Source organism: Halobacillus massiliensis, assembly GCF_900166625.1.
Classification (GTDB): Bacteria; Bacillota; Bacilli; order Bacillales; family Halobacillaceae; genus Halobacillus_A; species Halobacillus_A massiliensis.
Map to the genome: position 1 here is coordinate 3,657,221 of NZ_LT800499.1, position 18,215 is coordinate 3,675,435.

At 39.3% G+C, this 18,215-nt stretch carries 15 protein-coding genes and 1 pseudogene; 3 read left to right on the top strand and 13 right to left on the bottom strand.

Features of this window, described 5'->3' with window-relative positions; all coding sequences use genetic code 11:
• Positions 1 to 65: 65 nt before the first annotated feature.
• From B7E06_RS18110 to B7E06_RS18125, 4 genes and pseudogenes are all read right to left on the bottom strand, one after another.
• Positions 66 to 722, bottom strand: coding sequence for a DUF4396 domain-containing protein (locus B7E06_RS18110; RefSeq protein ID WP_082235334.1), 657 nt, complete (start codon positions 720 to 722; stop codon positions 66 to 68).
• Positions 723 to 847: 125 nt separating this feature from the next.
• Positions 848 to 2,104: an ergothioneine biosynthesis protein EgtB gene (gene egtB / locus B7E06_RS18115; RefSeq protein ID WP_342743638.1), complete on the bottom strand. Its 1,257-nt coding sequence runs from the start codon at positions 2,102 to 2,104 to the stop codon at positions 848 to 850.
• Positions 2,105 to 2,188: 84 nt separating this feature from the next.
• Positions 2,189 to 3,805 (bottom strand): annotated as a pseudogene (locus tag B7E06_RS18120) (BCCT family transporter).
• Positions 3,806 to 3,925: 120 nt separating this feature from the next.
• Positions 3,926 to 5,344 carry a PTS transporter subunit EIIC gene (locus B7E06_RS18125; protein ID WP_082235335.1) on the bottom strand — a complete coding sequence of 473 codons (1,419 nt, stop codon included), beginning with the start codon at positions 5,342 to 5,344 and terminating at the stop codon, positions 3,926 to 3,928.
• A 119-nt stretch (positions 5,345 to 5,463) separates the two neighbouring features.
• On the opposite strand from B7E06_RS18125, the gene B7E06_RS18130 reads away from it, so the two are divergent.
• Positions 5,464 to 7,191: an amylo-alpha-1,6-glucosidase gene (locus B7E06_RS18130; RefSeq protein WP_082235336.1), complete on the top strand. Its 1,728-nt coding sequence runs from the start codon at positions 5,464 to 5,466 to the stop codon at positions 7,189 to 7,191.
• Positions 7,192 to 7,237: 46 nt separating this feature from the next.
• On the opposite strand, the gene B7E06_RS18135 is transcribed toward B7E06_RS18130, so the two are convergent.
• The 9 genes from B7E06_RS18135 to B7E06_RS18175 all read right to left on the bottom strand — a co-directional run bounded on the left by B7E06_RS18135 (position 7,238) and on the right by B7E06_RS18175 (position 15,581).
• Positions 7,238 to 7,960, bottom strand: a complete 723-nt coding sequence (locus tag B7E06_RS18135) for a UTRA domain-containing protein (RefSeq protein WP_082235337.1) — start codon at positions 7,958 to 7,960, stop codon at positions 7,238 to 7,240.
• A gap of 120 nt (positions 7,961 to 8,080) precedes the next feature.
• A complete protein-coding gene (locus B7E06_RS18140) occupies positions 8,081 to 8,842 on the bottom strand; it encodes a response regulator transcription factor (RefSeq protein ID WP_082235338.1) in 762 nt (253 codons plus the stop codon).
• On the bottom strand, positions 8,843 to 10,078 hold the full coding sequence (locus B7E06_RS18145) for a sensor histidine kinase (protein ID WP_082235339.1): 1,236 nt from the start codon (positions 10,076 to 10,078) through the stop codon (positions 8,843 to 8,845). It lies immediately after the preceding gene.
• A 196-nt stretch (positions 10,079 to 10,274) separates the two neighbouring features.
• Positions 10,275 to 10,700 (bottom strand): GlcG/HbpS family heme-binding protein, encoded by a 426-nt coding sequence (locus tag B7E06_RS18150; RefSeq protein ID WP_082235340.1) that lies wholly within the window; start codon positions 10,698 to 10,700, stop codon positions 10,275 to 10,277.
• Between the two features lie 14 nt (positions 10,701 to 10,714).
• A complete protein-coding gene (locus B7E06_RS18155) occupies positions 10,715 to 11,047 on the bottom strand; it encodes a glycerol dehydratase reactivase beta/small subunit family protein (RefSeq protein ID WP_082235341.1) in 333 nt (110 codons plus the stop codon).
• A complete protein-coding gene (locus tag B7E06_RS18160) occupies positions 11,044 to 12,879 on the bottom strand; it encodes a diol dehydratase reactivase subunit alpha (protein WP_082236055.1) in 1,836 nt (611 codons plus the stop codon). Before B7E06_RS18160 ends, B7E06_RS18155 begins: the two co-directional genes overlap by 4 nt.
• A 7-nt stretch (positions 12,880 to 12,886) precedes the next feature.
• Positions 12,887 to 13,309, bottom strand: coding sequence for a diol dehydratase small subunit (locus B7E06_RS18165; RefSeq protein ID WP_082235342.1), 423 nt, complete (start codon positions 13,307 to 13,309; stop codon positions 12,887 to 12,889).
• Between the two features lie 11 nt (positions 13,310 to 13,320).
• The gene (locus B7E06_RS18170) at positions 13,321 to 13,899 is read right to left on the bottom strand and encodes a propanediol/glycerol family dehydratase medium subunit (RefSeq protein ID WP_082235343.1); all 579 of its coding nucleotides are present in this window, start codon (positions 13,897 to 13,899) and stop codon (positions 13,321 to 13,323) included.
• A gap of 14 nt (positions 13,900 to 13,913) precedes the next feature.
• Positions 13,914 to 15,581 carry a propanediol/glycerol family dehydratase large subunit gene (locus tag B7E06_RS18175; protein ID WP_082235344.1) on the bottom strand — a complete coding sequence of 556 codons (1,668 nt, stop codon included), beginning with the start codon at positions 15,579 to 15,581 and terminating at the stop codon, positions 13,914 to 13,916.
• 419 nt (positions 15,582 to 16,000) lie between these two features.
• Between B7E06_RS18175 and B7E06_RS18180 the strand changes: the two genes are divergently transcribed.
• Positions 16,001 to 17,200, top strand: coding sequence for an ROK family transcriptional regulator (locus tag B7E06_RS18180; RefSeq protein WP_082235345.1), 1,200 nt, complete (start codon positions 16,001 to 16,003; stop codon positions 17,198 to 17,200).
• Between the two features lie 13 nt (positions 17,201 to 17,213).
• On the top strand, positions 17,214 to 18,212 hold the full coding sequence (locus tag B7E06_RS18185; protein WP_082235346.1) for a Gfo/Idh/MocA family protein: 999 nt from the start codon (positions 17,214 to 17,216) through the stop codon (positions 18,210 to 18,212).
• Positions 18,213 to 18,215 lie beyond the last annotated feature (3 nt).

An 18,215-nucleotide genomic window follows, 5' to 3' on the forward strand; every position in this document is an offset into this window, starting at 1 on the left:
CTAATCTAGAGAGACGGGCCTGGGGAAACAGCTCGCTTTCATGGGCGAACGATGGAACAGGCTATTTACATCGCTTCTTTAATTCCCTTTCTTACTAACCAGCTATTGGCTGGATAGCTTGTGATGAATCCTAAAATTAATGCGATCTGCATCATAAACCAAAACGATGGATCAGCAGGTGTCGGCGGATTAGTAAACAGGAGAAAATGAACGATGGCCATCCAGCCAAACATTCCTACTTCAAATGCGATAAGGGAAAGTGAATCAGCTTTAATTGAATCTTTAAAGTTCTCAAAAATCCCCTTATCTTTGTTCATCGGATAAATGGCAAAGAATTGAAATATAATTCCAAATAAATAGGCTAAAACAAACTCAACTGCAAAGTGTGCATATATTGCTGCTCCTGCAATCGTAATGCCGGTAATCGCCACGATAGGAACCCCGATAATGTCCCCAAAAGCACATCCTGAAGAGCAGTGACTCGTTGACATAAAGTTCATGGCTGCCGTACCGCGGTTATCTTCGTTATCCAAGTTTTTTGCTTTAATTCTTCCCCATTTATAGTAAGCCCAAATATTAATAGGACCAAAGAAGAGGCTGTTGATCGGCCAGACTATATTCATCACAGCCATCATCTGAGGGTGTTTAATAACATCTGCTAAAACTACAATAAAACTTATAAATCCAATCCCTAAAGCTATCCACGAAATGATTTCCAACATCCTATCACCTCCAGTAACATCTATAAATCCAATACCCCTCAACCGTATTTTAAAACATGAGATCTTTTTCAATAAAAAAGCCTCTAATAAATATTAGAGACTTTTCTCCGCTTCGGGTGATCTGCTTAACCATTATCAGCCAGTCTGAAACCGCTGAATGCCCACTTCATTTGAGGGTAGAAAAAATTACGATAAGTCAGACGGATATGCGATTGGGGTGTTACACACGATCCGCCTCTTAATACCATCTGATTGGCCATAAATTTAGCATTGTATTCTCCAAGAGATCCATCTAAAGGTTTGTTTCTTGGATAAGGAACATAGGGGCTCTGCGTCCACTCCCAGACTTCCCCAAATGCTTTATCATAAAGTTTATTATCATATTCTGATGTAGGATGAAGCTGATCACTTTCCATAAAATTTCCCTTTATAGACTCTTCTTTCATCGCATATTCCCATTCCTGCTCCGTAGGAAGACGCTTGCCGGCCCAGCGTGCATATGCATCGGCTTCATAAAAGCTGATGTGCACGACAGGTGCATTCATATCCAGTTTCTTCAACCCGGCTAACGTGAAAACATACCACTCACTTCCCTGCTTTACCCAATATTGAGGGTGAGTCCATTTTTCTTCATTAACGAGCTGCCATCCGTCTGACAGCCAATATTCTGTGGTTTCATAACCTTTATCATTCATAAACTCTATAAATTCTCCGTTTGTGACAGGGCGGTTTGCCAGACGATAGGATTCAAGGTATGTTTTGTGACGCGGATTCTCATTATCAAAAGCGAACCCTTCGCCGTCATGTCCGACTTCCACCAGTCCTCCGTTTATCTGATTGAATTTAAGTTCCGGCGCCTCTAATGACGGCTGATCTTCTTTAGCCTTAAAGACAGGAAATAAAGGATTAAACGAAAAGTTATATTTTAAGTCCATTAAAATTAATTCCTGATGCTGCTGCTCATGATTCAGCCCGATTTCCACCAGTTGGGATAAACTATCTTCATTTTCTATCTCATGTTCTGACATCAGGTTTTGCATATGTTTATCTACATGTTTTCGGTAATCCAAAGTTTCCTGGACTGTCGGACGGGTGATTAGACCACGATTTTTCTGTGGGTAAGGTTCTCCAACTGTTTCATAATAAGAGTTAAACAAATAGTTAAAAGACGTATTAAAATGCTTATAATCAGGTAAATAACTTTCTAAAATAAACTTTTCAAAAAACCAGGTGGTATGGGCTAAATGCCACTTAACAGGACTCACATGAGTGTCAGCCTGAACGATAAAATCCTCAGTATTTAAGTTAGATACCAGTTTCTCTGAGTATTGTCTTACCGCAGAGTATTCTTTTAACATGTCCCTGTCAGCTGTTTGAATCAAAATAACAATCCCCTTTCCTTTAATTGGATATACTTATACTTCCATTCCCAAACCACAATTCGTTCAATCTGCAACTTGATCTCATTAAGCATTTTTTCTTTCGTTTACTTTTTCTTCTTTAGAAGCTGATTTGTCATATAATGTTTGATTGGTTATTCCTTTTAAAGTAGAAATTATCTGAATGATTATAAAAAACAAGATAGGAAACCCGGCGACCGTTGCCATTTGTTTCACCGCATCAACTCCTGTAATCTCTCCCCCAGTGCCGGCTGTAATTGTAAGAAGAGCCATTAATCCCATAACTACGCCCCAAAAAACCTTGATCTTAGCCGGCGGCTCAGGCCTTAGGATTGTGTTTCCAGTAGTCGTTAAAGCAGATACTGTAGTAGTCAAAGAGTCTGCCAAAGTTGTAAACGAAATAAAAATTACCGCCAGCATTAACCAGCTGATCACGGTAGACAGTGGAAGGTGTTCCAGGAAAGCAAACAAGGAAAGTTCAAGTCCTCCACTTTCATTATTGATAAGATTCCATAACTGTCCATCCCCTTTCCAGTCATAGAAAATCGAAGCACCGCCAAAAGCCCAGAACCAGAGCATGCCAAATAAGGAGGGAAAAAGTAAGTTAACAGTTACAAACTGCTTCATCGTTCGTCCGTAAGCTAGCCTTGCGAGAAACATTCCGGTAATCGGAGCATAAGCCAGCCAGATGGACCAGTTAAAAATCGGCCACCACCGCGGCCATTCCGAGCCTTCCATCGCACTCATCCAGAGAAAGCGCTCAGGCAGATGTGTAAGGAAGTAGCCAGTCGACTGTGTTCCAATATTAAAAATAAAAATAGTAGGACCAAAAACAAACACAAAGACTAATAGAAATATAAAGATTTTCGTATTTTGGTCTGCTAGAAATTTAATCCCTTTCTGCAGCCCCGTATAACTCGAAATAATGTATGTAGCAGTAATAAGAATAATCAACATACTCCATTAGCCTGGTCCTGTTTCCAGTCCGGTCAAGTGGCCAATACCGCTGCCAATCTGAAGAATGCCTTCGCCAAGCACCGCTGCCATTCCTCCTGCAATAGCGAACATAGCGAGACAGTCAACAAATGACCCCACCCAGCCAAAAGCTCTTTTGCCTATCAAAGGATATAAAGTTGAGCTAATACTGTACGGAAGTTTCATATTATAGTGAGCATAAGCTACCGCAATGCCCGAAAGAACATAAATTGCATAAGGAGCCAGTGTCCAATGATTAAAGCTTGATGCCAGAGAAAACACAGCCGCCTGCTCAGTTCCTGGTTCAATCCCTAATTCTTCAGGCGGAGCACTGAAGTGAGTAATAGGTTCAGCTAATCCCCAAAACAGAATTCCTACTCCAATTCCAGCGGTTAATGAGATGGCAAACCATGTGTATTTGTTTAAAATAGGCTTAGCATCCGGACCCCCGAATTTGATCGAACCGTATTTAGAAAATCCTAAATACAAACATAGAAATATAAGAAAAAGAACCGTTAAATTAAATAACCACCCAAAATTTATGAAAGCAAAATCCACAATCTTTGTCTGCACATTATAAAACCCGGTCGGGCTAACCACCCCCAGGATTACCGTTGCTGTAAGCAAGAGGGCCATCGGTAAAAAAACTGACCATCGTACTTTTTTAGATTCTTCCATATAAACTACAAACCTCCTATTTCGTAACATTCTTATCCTTCTACCCTAATTGTTTTACTAATATCTTATTTTTGCAAATTTTTATGGAAACCGTCTTAATTATCCATATAAAAAAGACGAGCATCAGCTGCTCGTCTCTTAGGTTTTTCTCTACTCATTATTAGCATGAAACATATTTGTTTTCGAGAAAAATAAAGTCAATCCTACAGTAATAACAAAAGTAATTCCCATTCCGATAAAATAAGAAGCCCAATGTTCAGGGTAGACGGATAAGAAAGAAAGTACGCCTCCTACACCCACTGATGTCGCTTTCACCTGTTGAAATGCGATAAAGGCGCTTCCGAAGGCGCTTCCAATCATGACCGCAATAAATGGGTAGCGAAAACGAAGGTTAATCCCATAGATTGCAGGTTCTGTAACTCCAAGCCAGGCTGAGATCGTGGCTGTCAGTGATACCCCTCTTAGCTTCGCATTATGCTTAAGAATGAGGAACATTGTAAGTGTTGCTGCTCCTTGAGCGAGCGTAGCCGTTTCGCTTACTGGCCATAATGTCACATACCCCAGTGTTCCTGCCATTTGAAGGTTCACACCGAGAAAGATGTGGTGCATTCCTGTAATAACCAGAGGCGCTGAAATCAAGCCGTAAATTCCACCAGCAAATGCAGGAGATACTTCAAATAAATATAGAATACCGTCTGTAATCCAGTTGGACCCTGTCATTGTAATTGGGCCGATAACGATAAATGTTAACAGTCCAGCAAAAATAAGAGCGAACGGTGCGACAAAGATCATCTGCAGGTTTCCTGGAATAAAATTCTTTAAATGCTTCTCTGCCCAAACGAGCAGCCATGTAGCAAATATTACCGGCAGTACCTGTCCCTGATAGCCTATTTTAGCAACTTCCCAGCCGAACATATTCCAATACTCTACATCTCCTGGATTTTCAGCATAGGCATAGGCTGACATAAGATCTGGATGTACTAACAGCAGCCCAAGGACAATTCCCAGAAGAGGACTTCCGCCGAATTTCCTGGCTGCTGACCAGGTAATTAATACAGGCAGAAATGTAAAAGCCGTATTGGCAACTACTGCTATAAACTCAGCAAACCCTGTCCACCCCGTATAAACATCCAGCAGAGACTGCTCATCATAAAAGATTCCCGGATTTGCGAGTAAGTTGTTCAGTCCTAACAGTAAACCGGCGGCCACAATAGCAGGCAAAATTGGAATGAAAATATCAGCAAGTACACGGACCCCTTTTTGAAGAAGGTTCCCCTTTTCTACATTCCTTTTTTTCATCTCATCTTTACTCATTTCTTCAGCATCCGTCTGCTTCATAAATTCGTTGTATACCTTCTCCACTGTTCCTGGCCCTATTATAACCTGGAACTGCCCGCTGGCAGAGAAGACCCCTTTGACCAGATCATTTTCTTCTAATTTCTTTATATCTACAGCGCTTTCATCTTCAAGGATTAAACGCAGCCTTGTTACACAGTGTGTCGCACTGTTTACGTTACTGGCTCCGCCTACATTTTCTATAATCTTGGTAACGTTTTCTTTAAAACTCATAAAAAAATTCCTCCTCACCTTATATTGTTTCCAAAGTTTTTTGACGACTTGTTTAAACAAGTTCATTATAGTACAGTGAGAATAGTTGTCAAGAAAATTCGATAAAGGAGTGTTGTCATTTGAATATTAAAAATACCCCTATGAGCCACTTCGGTTCTTATATGGCATTGACTTACCAGACTAGCCATGAGGCCGAAAAAGACGGCTTATACATTAATTCTGTAAGAGGAAAATCGAAACAGCATCAGAATGCTCTTAAAGTCATTCCCACAAAGAATGGTAAGCCTGCTGCTTACAAATACAAGGCAGATGAGTTTCAAATTGTCATTACTTTAGACAGCGGAGAACTCCGAATCTGCTTTGAAGATGATAAAAGAATCTTCGTAAAAGGGACAGGGAAAGGTGTCGGTCTTTCTTTAGATACCCAGCCCGTCTATAACTTTGAATATAATTATCTGCTTGGAAAACAAGGCGAAGAATACTGTATCGTAAATAGTTATAAAAATCTGACTAAATACATGATTTTTGCACCAGAAGGAACGGTTTCTTTAAAGCAGAATGTGTTTATGGATACAACAGGAAGCACAAACAAAGCGGATAATTTATCAACTATACAAATTGAAGCTGATACAGATCAATTCTTAGGTATTATTGAAGATGTACCGACAAACGGTGCCGTGCCTGGTGACCGTCATTACAGCTTTCAACAAGCTCTCGAGAAAAGCACTAGACACTTTGAAGAGTTTCTCTCTAAACAGCCAGATGTTCCCGAAGAGTATCAGTCCACCCTAAGAAAAGCCGCTTATCTTAACTGGACATGTACAGTTAATGAAGAAGGCCTGTTAAAGAGGAAAGCGGTATATATGTCCAACAGCAATTTTCCAGGTGTGTGGAGCTGGGATAACGCCTTTAATGGATTAGCGCTGGCCGGTGTCGATAACCAGCTGGCATGGGATCAATTTCAGGTACTCTTTGATCATCAGGATGAATTAGGTCAGATACCAGGATCTGTCAGCGATTCGACCATCCGCTGGAATTTTTCCAAGCCGCCAATCCAGGGCCTATTTATTTTAAAAATGATGAAACAATTAAACCTATCAAAGGAACAGCTTGAACAAGCCTATAAACAGATTAAGGTGCATGTAGAATACTATTTCCACTATAAGGATTCCAATAACGACGGAATTTGTGAATACCATCATGGCAATGATTCCGGGCAGGATAACAGCACGGTTTTTCGCAATGCGGACGTCATCGACTCGCCAGACTTAACGGCCTTTTTAATTAAATCTATCGATATGCTTGCTGTTGTTGCTGATAAGCTGAATCACTCTGAAGATAAAAAATACTGGGAGGAAGAATCGAAAAAGCTGACAGACCGATTCTGTGACTATTTTCTTGTAGATGACCTGCCTGTAGCACGGTTTATGAGAACAGGAGAAGTTATTGAAAGTGAAAGCTATCTGCCGCTAGTATCTATTATTCTTGCTGATAAACTACCAAAAGCTACAAGAGAAAAAATCATTTCTATATTAAGCAGTGATAAACATTTAACAGACTGGGGCATTGCCTCTGAAGCGCTAAGCAGTCCTTTTTATAATGAAGATGCCTACTGGAGAGGACCGATCTGGGCACCAACTACTCTTCTATTTATAGATGCTTTCGAGGCATGCGGAGAGCATGAATTAGCTCAGGAAACCGCTAAAAAATTTTTAGAGATGTGTAAACAAAGCGGATTTGCAGAAGTTTTTCATGCCGAAACAGGCGAAGGATTAAGAGATCTGGCGCACACATGGACTTCTAGTGTCTTTATCCATTTAGCTGCAAGACAGAATGAGAGGAAGTAAAAAAGAGTATGAGGACACCCCTTCTGGGAATCCTCATACTCTTTTTTTATTTCCTCTGCTGTGTTTGATCGAAAAAAACAAAATTACCAGGCGTATGACGGGACTGTGTGCGTTCGAACATAACACCGTCTTCGTTATAAATATAACTCGTTACTACAACGACACAGTTATATCCTTCAAGATTAAGATACTTCTCATCCAAATCTGTCGTCTTCTCAACAACCATTTGCCTTTTTGCAGTAACCATCCGTTGGTTTAACTCTTTTTCCATGTATTCGTAAATAGAATCCTCAGCAATTTCTTTCGTGAGAAATTGAACGATGTCTCTTCTAAAGTAATTATGGTCGATAATGACAGGATTTTCATCAAGATAACGAACCCGCTGTAAATGGTAAAGCTCCGTCCCAACCGGCATAGAAGTAATGCCCTGAATCTCTTCATCCGCTGTTACTTCTTCAAACAGAACGACCTCTGTACGGTGCTGCTTATGGTTACGCTGCGCAAACTCTTTAAAAGTTTCTGTTTCTCCAAACATATATTCGTTCTGCTTAAAATCCTGATAAATCACTCGGACACCTTTGCCATGCTTCGTCTGCAGATATCCTCTGGCCACAAGTTCAGCGATCGCTCTTCTAACCGTATTCCGCGTACAGCCGTATTCTTTTGCCAGCGTGTTCTCCGACGGAATCATCTGCTGATACTCGAATACATTTTGCTCTATTTTGTCTTTTAAATCTTCATATATATCCATAAATTTTGTTCTAGGCATAGCAGCCTCCTATATGTAAACCTAATATATGTCTACGATAATCATATAATTAGTTCTTAGCTGACTGCAAGCCTCTCGCTAAAAGTAATACCGATATTCAAGATATAATTTACTTCGCATTTACATTACAAAATTGTTGAAGGAATTCATTCTTTTCTTTTTAGCTACGAAAGACTGTTGTTGATAATGGGTGGGAGTTATACCTTCATATCGTTTAAAGACCCTTGCAAAATAATTTGAATCAGTAAAACCGCACTTCTCACTTATCTCAGTTATATTATCCTGTTGGTTCCTTAGATATTCTTTCGCTTTATCCAACCTTCTAGCTGTAATATACTGAGTAATCGTACAGCCTATTTCTTGTTTAAAGAGCCTGCTTAAATATTGATCACTAAGATGGACAAGTTCAGAGAGACTTTCCAAAGTTAAATCTAGTTGAAGGTTTTTTTCTATATGACTAATAAGAATTTGAATATGATCGCAGGACACATCAATTGAAGGTGGATATGGATAATTTACTTCTGGAATAAACTTTAATAAGGCTTGCCTTATTTCTTTCGGATGAGCAGGTTTCAGCAAATAATCCTCTACCCCCAGTTTAATTGTTTGAAAAGCGTAATCAAATTCATTATGAGCTGTAAGAAAAATAATCCGACAGTCTGGAAAATCTTTTTTTATTAATTTAGCTGCCATCAAGCCGTCCATAACAGGCATTTCAATATCCATAAGAATGAGATCCATTTTCTCCTGCCTCACTTGATCGACAGCATCAGCTCCATTTACAGCAGAGAATAAACGGCTAATTTGCAAGTTTTCCTTTTTAAGCATTAAGGTTAAAACCTCTCGTTCTAAAGGTTCATCATCTACAATCATAACCTTCATTTATTGCACCTCCTTAAAAGGGAGCTCCAATCGAACCTTTGTCCCAGTCCCAATTTGACTTTCAATCGCAGTAATTCCATATTCTTCGCCATAATAATATTGCAGCCTCTTATGCACATTAGGAATTCCTATTCCTGTATTATGGCCGTTTCTAAATTTGTCTGACTGCGAGAGAATATGATCTAATTTCCCTTTGTGTATACCAGTCCCCGTATCAATAATTTCTAAAACAAAACACTCATTATCTACATAACCATGAATTTTAATAACTATATGATCATCCCCATTTTTAAGACCATGTTTAATAGCATTTTCAATTAAAGGTTGGATGGTAAGGATGGGTAACTTTATCATTTCTGAATCAATATCTATTATCTTTTGAAATTGGACACGGTCTCGGTATATAGATTGCTGAATATTCAGATAATTATTGATATAATCTACCTCTTCTTTTAACGTAACAAGTTGGTCTATATTACGAAGACTGTACCTCATAATCTTTGAAAGAGAATAGGTTACACTTTGGGTTTGCTCCGCATTCTCTAAGTACGCAAGATGCGCAATAGTATTTAATGTATTGAATAAAAAATGAGGGTTAATTTGTGATTGTAATACTTTGAATTGAGTTTGCTTAAGAGTTTTCTCTAAGCTGATACGAAGTTTTTCTTCCTTCCCCAGCAATTGATTCTTTTCGTTTGCCTCATCTTTAGCCATACGAACTGCACCAAATTTGGTAATGTAGTTTGCAACAAGCTGCAGCATTCCAGCTGCTGACTCAACCTGCTGCTCACTTGTAAATTCAATCTTAGCAAGAAAAAGATTTAAAAGATCCTGGTCAATAGGTATCCTTTTTATTTTTTCTCGAATATCACTTAAAAACTTTTCATCCTGATCTTTTATCAATACCTGGCCACATAATACCGAACCAAGATGGTTTCCGTTATAAACTATAGGCGCAGCCATATCAACTAACCCAGAGTGACAATAATGTTTGGCCACTTTTCCTTCTTCAACTGCCAGCAAACCTACAGTTTTATCTGATAATATACAGCATTGTGACCCCTCTGGGGAAGAGCGTATTTTCGTACAAAAGCTTGTGAAGTTTGTTGGCTTTGTTACAGGTATCCCTTGGTTATCTGCAATAATTACAGCAAAACCAGTAGCATTTGAAAAGCTTTCCTGAATCTCTTGAAGTTCCTCAACATCCACAATGTTACGTAAAGTCAATACACTCAACAGCTTGCCTCCTCTTAAATTAATGGTAGAGTCTCAATTATATCTCAATAATATATTCAATGTAACCGCTTACTACTGTATAAACGATATGTAATAGGATATTTCCCCCAAACTTTAATAACAAATACCCTTAGAACCAGAAGGTCATAACCTCCTGGTTTCATAAGGGTATTTAAAGTAAAACTGCGTATTTTATTTAACTTTGAAATAAGCTGGATTCATCGAACATATTAACAGCAGCTTGAGCAACACGTATATCTTCTTCAACAGCTCCCCCACTCACCCCAACTGCCCCAACTATTTTGTCTTTCTTACGCAGTGGTATCCCTCCGCCAAAAATTACTATTCTGCCATTATTGGTTGTATTAATTCCATATAGCTCATCTCCTGACCCAGCTGCTTCAGCTAAATCTGCGGTAGGCATTTTCATGGCTACTGATGTCCAAGCTTTGTTCTGAGCAATTTCTACACTAACTAACAAAGCATCATTCATTCTATGACAGGCTATGAAGTTTCCGCCTTCATCAACTATGCTGATCACCATTGGGATCCCCAATTTTTCAGCTTCATTCTCTGCACTTTCAATGAGCTTTTTTGCTAACTCTAAATTAATTTGGTCCATCTTTTGATCCTCCTTTAATAATATAGGGGCAGCCCTTTTATCAATCGGCCCGCATTCTTCCCCGAAATTCGCGCATTTTTTATATTATCCTGCAAATATGGTTTATCAGGATTTAGCTTTTGATGGTGTACACAAATACTCCCCCTCTTATCAATTCCCACACCTACTTCTAACGGGGACATTGAAGCTGCCTTCCACCCAATTTCAATAAAATGACTGTTGTTCTGATGCTCCCTTAGTAAATAAGGAACCCCTTCTTCTTCAAGTCCAGCAGCCACTTCTTGAATCGACGCTGCTGGAAGAGGACTTTCATATGAAATCACTATATAAACATTATGTTTTTTCATTTAACCACCTCTTTTTGAACAGAGGATAATACTAAACCAGTAGCAACTGCATTGCGCGGTCCTTCTTTTCCACGTATATTTGCAAAACCAGCTACAATTCCATACTTACCTAATTCTTCTGTTAACATTTGTGGAATTTCAAAGTCTAACGCGGAGCCTCCTAGCATTACGACAAAAGATATATGGTTTAAATTTCCTGTTGGTACTACTCCCTTTAGGGACCGAAGTACATTTGTTACAAACACTCTACGTTTTGCACTTCGTCGTATATCCTTAATTCTCTCCATAGGTGTGCTACCTGCCAGAGGAGTAAGTTCTCTATCTTCTCGAATCACGACTCTTCCAAAAGTATAAGATGGAAATGGATCTTCAGAAAATAAAGTTGTTCCATCTTCTAATTGCATATGGAATAAACTTACTACTTTTCCTAAGGGATATTTTTTTATTTTTTCGGCAAGTTCAATATCCTCTAGTGCAAGCTCTGAATTGATCAGCATGGTAACCATGTCTCCTGCACCAGCCAAGTGTGTTGTTGTAATTTTTCCTGATTCATTCATCATCGCAGCATCAGTAGAACCGCCTCCCATATCCAGGATAATGATCGGCTTCCTAGTACCAGGAGTCGTTAACGCTCCCCGAATCGCCATTTCTGCTTCTACTCCGCCCACTTCCACAGGAATGCTTAGATCACTTTCTAATCGATCAGCGACTTTTTGAACAGGGATCTTATCCGTTTTTACCATTGATGCTAGAGCGACGCCGCTTTCCATAGAAAGTTCACCAGCTATTGCCCCACTAATAGAAGTCGGAATTACTGCATTAACTGCTAGAAAATCCGAAATTGCTATTTCATTTGCTGATTGCCCAGTAAGGGAGGCCAAATCATGTCGAAGCCTATTAAACATTCCTCCAACATTTGTCCCTGTTTCTCCCTGAACGTCTTGCAGATCTCCCAGCTTTTCATACGTATTCATAATGGCCTCTGCTCCATCATTGATGGATACACTTAATTGCTGACTCGTCGGACCTTTTAAAATTACATTGCCTGCTGCAATTTTTCTTTCAACAACTTCGCCTTCTGGAGTCCTGATTACTACAGCTGACCTGTTTCCTACTAACGCTTTAGCGACTAAAGATACTTGTTTTGTTTGGTCTGGATCAAGCTCAAATACGGTAGATAAACCATAGGGATTACTTAATGTTCGAATCACATAGCCAGGCAGAGCCACTTCTACTGCTGCTAATTTAGAAAGAGGAACTTTTTCTATTAATGATACTTCGTCAACAATAGGTATTTTATTGTTTAAACGATTGTAAATTAACACTCCGTCATCTTTTTGAACCACAGCACCTGTAATAGATAATCCTTTTTCTGCAGCTTTGTTTAAACGATGGGCCACCCATTCATAATCAAATGTTTTTGGTATAACTACTATAAAATCTTCTTTTTGTCCTTTGATCTCATCTAATTGATCAATCAAGATGGTTACTCCAATCCCTAAGCCTATACCGCCCGGAGTATCAGGATTGTGACCGATCATAGAAGATTCCGTTATAACTGTTTCACTTATCAAGTCCATAGCCAGGTCCCCAATGACAGGAACTGCATCATTTAACCGAATAAGATCGATATCCTGAAGATCCATTTCAGCTTTTTTAGCTGCTTCCCGCAATGCCAACCGGATTCCATTAATATTTTCTTCCGTTCCTTTTATTCCTGTTGTTTTCACTAAATGCTGGGAAACGAACTCACAGCGTTCTCCGTAAACACGTGCAATTGCTACTTCAGTGGATGAATTACCGACGTCTACTCCTGCTAAAGTTGTATTCATAACTTCACTATTCTTCACTTTTCTTTAAACTTCCTCGTCTTTCATATACATCTGCAGCTTCTCTGATTAATTCTGCATTTTCTTTTGCTGAATAATCTTTTTCTAGTTCATCGGCAATCATAAGAAGCTCTTCCTTAGTTGACCGATTAGGCCGTAAAGCATTATAAATTTCTAAAATTCGAGCATCAGATATGTTGATCATTTCAGCAGCTCGCCTAAAGTTCTTCGCAAGCTGTGTTCTTCCCAAGCTATCGCTTATTTCTGCATGCATCTCCAGCGTCTTTGGACTTATCCGTAAATCGTCTTTAGTTATTTCTCCATTTAAAGCAGCATCTAACGTTAAATCGTTATAAGATTTATCTTTGGGGGTATAAACTAAATCAGGTCTTTTCTGCCCGAGTGGATAGTCCTTTTTTGTTAAACTTGTCATTATCTTTCCTCCTATTCTTTTATTGAAAAGTCTACTTTTAGTTCGCTGGGTTTTTGATCAGGAATTCGAGATTGACATTCTTTTAAATAGAGCAGGGCTGCCGCTGCCTGATATTTAGGCCTTGCCATTTGATCATTTGCTACTGGCACAGGGCTTGGACTCTCCCCCAAAGCATACATAGCAGCATTTCTTCCAATCATTCGGTAAGTTTCTAAAGTAATTAAAGGAGACTGAGGAAATAACTCAAAATTACTGAGTGGATCAAGGTTTTTCTGATGGATCACTGCCGTACCTCTCGATTGCAGTCCAATGCTGATTCCTGAACCGCTCATTTTTGCTGCCCCATGAGCCATAAATGCTAAGTCTGCTATACTCACACTTCGAATCACTCTCGATTCTGCTCCTTGCTCTTCAATCCCTGCAAGAATTTCACGCAGAACGGAGGTATGAGGGACACCTACAATGGTTTTGTTCATTTCTTTTCCGAAAGCCGGGCCAATAGCTACAATTACTTCTTTTGGATTTGTTCCTTTTGCTGCTTGACTAATTTCCGTCAGTTTCATCTCTATCGAAAAAGTTTCTACAGTCATTATAGTTTCCCCTCTCAATCAAAGTCTCTCGGACTGATAGCCTGGCGAATATTCTTAATCTCTTCCCATCTTTCGGGACTTAGTCTATATCCTGTTCCCGGTCCTTTGTAATCGTTTTCATCATTAATTGCACTAACTACTATATTTTCTTTATTAATAATCGCTGAAGTATGAAGATAATCTCCAGCAACTCTTTGTTTTAAAAGGTTAAAAATTCTTTCCGCTGTTGTGCCATATCCACGTTGAGCTAAAATTAAAGCAATATCAAATCCAGAAATACCATCTTGTAAAATTCTCTCTGCTGCTTTTAAGTCTTCTACCACATTCCTTTGAGGCATATCTTCACTACTATTACCATAAGTTGCTGCATCTACTTCTTCATCGGTAATAATAGGAAATCCCAGCTCTTCAAAAACTACTTGGAGAGATTTAGCAGCCTGATAACGAGCTTCAATTACCTTTTCTTCGTCTACTGGTTTTAAGCCGCCATCAACCATCATATCTCGCTGAATAATTAAATAATCGTCTAGATCACTTGAATCCATATTTGACCCCGCAAACATATCTTCATTATTTGGAACAGCACTATATCCAGAAAAAATAAAATCTGTGCCCGGAAGCATTTGACAAAGCATTTTGGCACTCCGCCTTATTTCTGAATGAGAGAAAGTTTGGTCATTGCCAGAAGCCACTTCCATATCAAACAAGGTAGTAGCTAAGTTTTCCGCTAAAACTGCTCGAATACCACTCGGGACAGAAGCAGGTATACCAATACAGCTGATTGAACCATTTTGCAGTCCTTGAACCCCTACTCCCTTAGCCATCATGACACAGCGGATTTCTAAATAAAGCATGGATTTTCCTTCTGCACCTGCCATTTGCACTTCAGAACCTGTCCCTGAAGTGAAACGCATTTTCGCACCACGTGAAGCATAGGCAGAAGCTAAAAAGGATTTCGACCAAGGTGTATCGTCACCATCTATAAACACTGATTCTGTGCCATAGATAGAAATAGTTTCAGCATATGAAGTTAATCCAAGCATTGCCAGACGGAGTTCTGTAGCTTCCTCTAAGGAATCTTGAGTTAATATTCCACCTCTAGCTGTTTGGGAACCTATAAGTAATGCCAATGCATTAAAAGGAGCATAGCGCACAACACCTACAGTGGTTTCTTGTTCATCAAACCCATAAAGTCCCGCTTCCGCTGCATCTGCTGCCATAAGTACTGGGTTATCACGAACATTTGTAACATGACATTGATTAGAAGGAGTTTTTCTTGCCCTCATCTTTTGTAAGGCCATCATCATTTCTACCACATTCATATGATTAAGCACTTCCAATACCTTAGCAGGAGTCATACCTTTAGAAATTTCTATTATTTCGGTACGGGAAACGTTTATATCAACCATTTTGCGGGCGATATCTAAACTATCAAGCTCCATAACTTTTTCAGCAGCAATTGGATCAATTGTGTAATCCGCAATAAACTGATCAAGCATGTCAAAGTCTTCTCGTTTCTTTTCATCCAATTCAATTATTCTTCCATTCTCCACTTTAACTGTGGGCTTAGGATCATTTGGACTAGCCATAGCTACAAAGCCCATTTCCGGCCATTCAGTTACAAAACCATCTTTGTTTACAGGTCTTTCTTTTAAGATTTCAAATCTTTTTGAATGCTTCATTTAGAAATTATCCCTCTTTCTATAATTAGTTAACATTCATAAATCATGAAGGACCAGATACTAAATAACGGTTGGCCTTACACTGCCTAATGAACTTGCTAGCTTTTCACTCTCCTTTTTGTTTTGCGTCCATTATAGTACTCCAAATCAAAAAAGTCCCTAGAGATAACATACATTTCTTAGGACTTTATTAACCTGTTAATGAAAACTTTGCTTTTTAAAAGCTACTTCACAACATTTATGTAAACCCTTACATATTACCTATTGTTTTTAAAAATTCTATTAGTTATAGTAACGATAAAGTTAATCAATCAATTGGAATAAGTTTTACTATTTAACCTTAATAAAGGTTGTTATAAAGAATTAAGTTCTTCAGATTTCGCTGACTTATTAACCCTATTGGAGAAAGGAGGTTATTTATGAAAAGAAGAGGGTTTAAACTGGTACAGGAACTTAATCAGTTTCGAATACTTGATATGATTCGAAAGAATGGCCCAATTTCCAGAAGTGATCTTGCCAAAAATTTAAATCTTAGTCCAACAACTGTAGCAACTGCAATTAACCAGTTTGTTACAGAAGGACTCGTCGTTGATGGGATGACAGGGCATTCCAGGGGCGGGAGAAAGCCAATTTTAGTAAGTTTTGTTCCGTCCAGTAAATATTTAATTGGTGTTTCCATTACAAATTCTTTGATCACGATCGCCTCGATGGATATGGAAGCAGCCATCCTTCACAAATCTACTTATGTCCTTAATATATTGAAACAAGACAACATTGTAGATTCGATCGTTTCGAGGATAAATGACTATGTGGCAAAAGTTCCAGAGCTGGAGCATTGTCTGGGAATTTCTATTATTTGCCCAGGTATTGTAGATGCTGAGCATGGGATTATTCGCAAGAACACGAAGCTCCAACTTGAAGATGTGCCTTTAAAAGCTCTCGTTGAAAAACAAACAGGTTTAAAAACGTGGGTCGATAATGATGCAAATGCTATTGTGCTAGCTGAAAAACAATTTGGAGACTTTCAGGATAAAAGAAATGTACTTTATATTCAGCTGGGAGAAGGACTTGGGGCTGGAATCATTATTAACGATGAAATTTTTCGGGGAAAAAGCGGTGGTGCTGGAGAGCTGGGGCATATCAGCATTAATAAGCATGGTCCTGTATGCGAATGTGGAAATACCGGCTGCCTCGATCATTATGTTGGCTGGCCGGCGATTTACGGAAAAATTTTATCTTCTCTCACCCGCGGACATTCTTCTGCCATGCTTTCACTGGCTGAAAATGAAATGAGCCGTATTGATGTATCGATCTTTTTGAAAGCGCTAGCACAGGAGGATGAAATGGCTTTGTCAATTGCCAGCGAAATGGCAGAAGATTTAGCTTCCGGCTTAGTGACACTGGTGCACCTGTTCAATCCCGATGTGCTCCTTATCGGCTGGGAAGCTGTTCATAAAGAGCCATCGTTAATGAGTCAAATAGAGAAAAAGCTCAGGGATCATTCTTTCACTCTATTTACGAATAAACTCGAAGTTCACCCTGCCACCCTTGGGGATAATCCCGGACTGAAAGGAGCAGCAGCTGTACTATTGCAGGATATTTTCAATTTTTCTATATAAAGGAGCGAACGTTGTGAAAAACATTTTATTAATTGGTGCTGGCACGATGGGAACGGTGCATGCCCAAACCTATCAGTCTATAAAAGATGCTAATTTAGTTGGAATTGTAGATTTTAGAAAAGAGAAAGCCAATGAACTTGCTAAGGCTTCAGAGACACAAGCCTTCTATTCTCTTGAAGATGCTGTGGAAGAACTTGAACAAATCGATTTGATCGATATTTGTCTACCCACCCACCTGCATAAGGAGTATGTACAAAAAGCAGCAGACCTGGGTGTCCATGTATGCTGTGAAAAGCCATTGGCACTCACTTTAGAAGAAGCTGACGAAATGATGAATTATTGTGATGAAAAAGGCGTCCGCCTTTTTGTAGGTCATGTCGTACGATTCTTTCCAGAGTATGTACAGGCTAAGGAGAAAGTTGAGCAAGGTGTCATAGGTAAACCAGCAGTGGTACGGACATCAAGAGGCGGTGTATTTCCTACAGGATGGACTGACTGGTATGCCGATTTTAATAAGAGCGGCGGCCTCTTACTGGATTTAGTCATTCACGACTTTGATTATTTACGCTGGTGTTTTGGTGAGGTTGAAAGAGTATTTGCAAAGAATCTCTCCAGCAGAAGAAACGACCGAAACGATTATTCCTTAGTTACTTTAAGATTCAATAATGGGATCATCGCCCATGTGGAAGGAACGTGGGCCCATGAGGGATTCTCTTCTAAGTTTGAGTTTGCCGGCACTAAAGGCATTATTGATTACGACAGCTCAGAAGTCTCCCCCGTAAGAGCCGTTAAAAAATCACCCGTCCAGCAAACAAGCGGAGTGGTCGTACCTGAAAGCCCATTAAAAGCTACCCCATTCTATAAGGAGTTAAGCCACTTTATTGAATGCCTGGAGAAAGATCAGGAGCCTATCGTTACACCTCAAGATGGTTATAAAGCTATGGAAATTGCTTTTGCAGCCAAGAAATCAGCAGAAACTGGCGAACCCGTATACCTTAATCATAATTCATGAAGG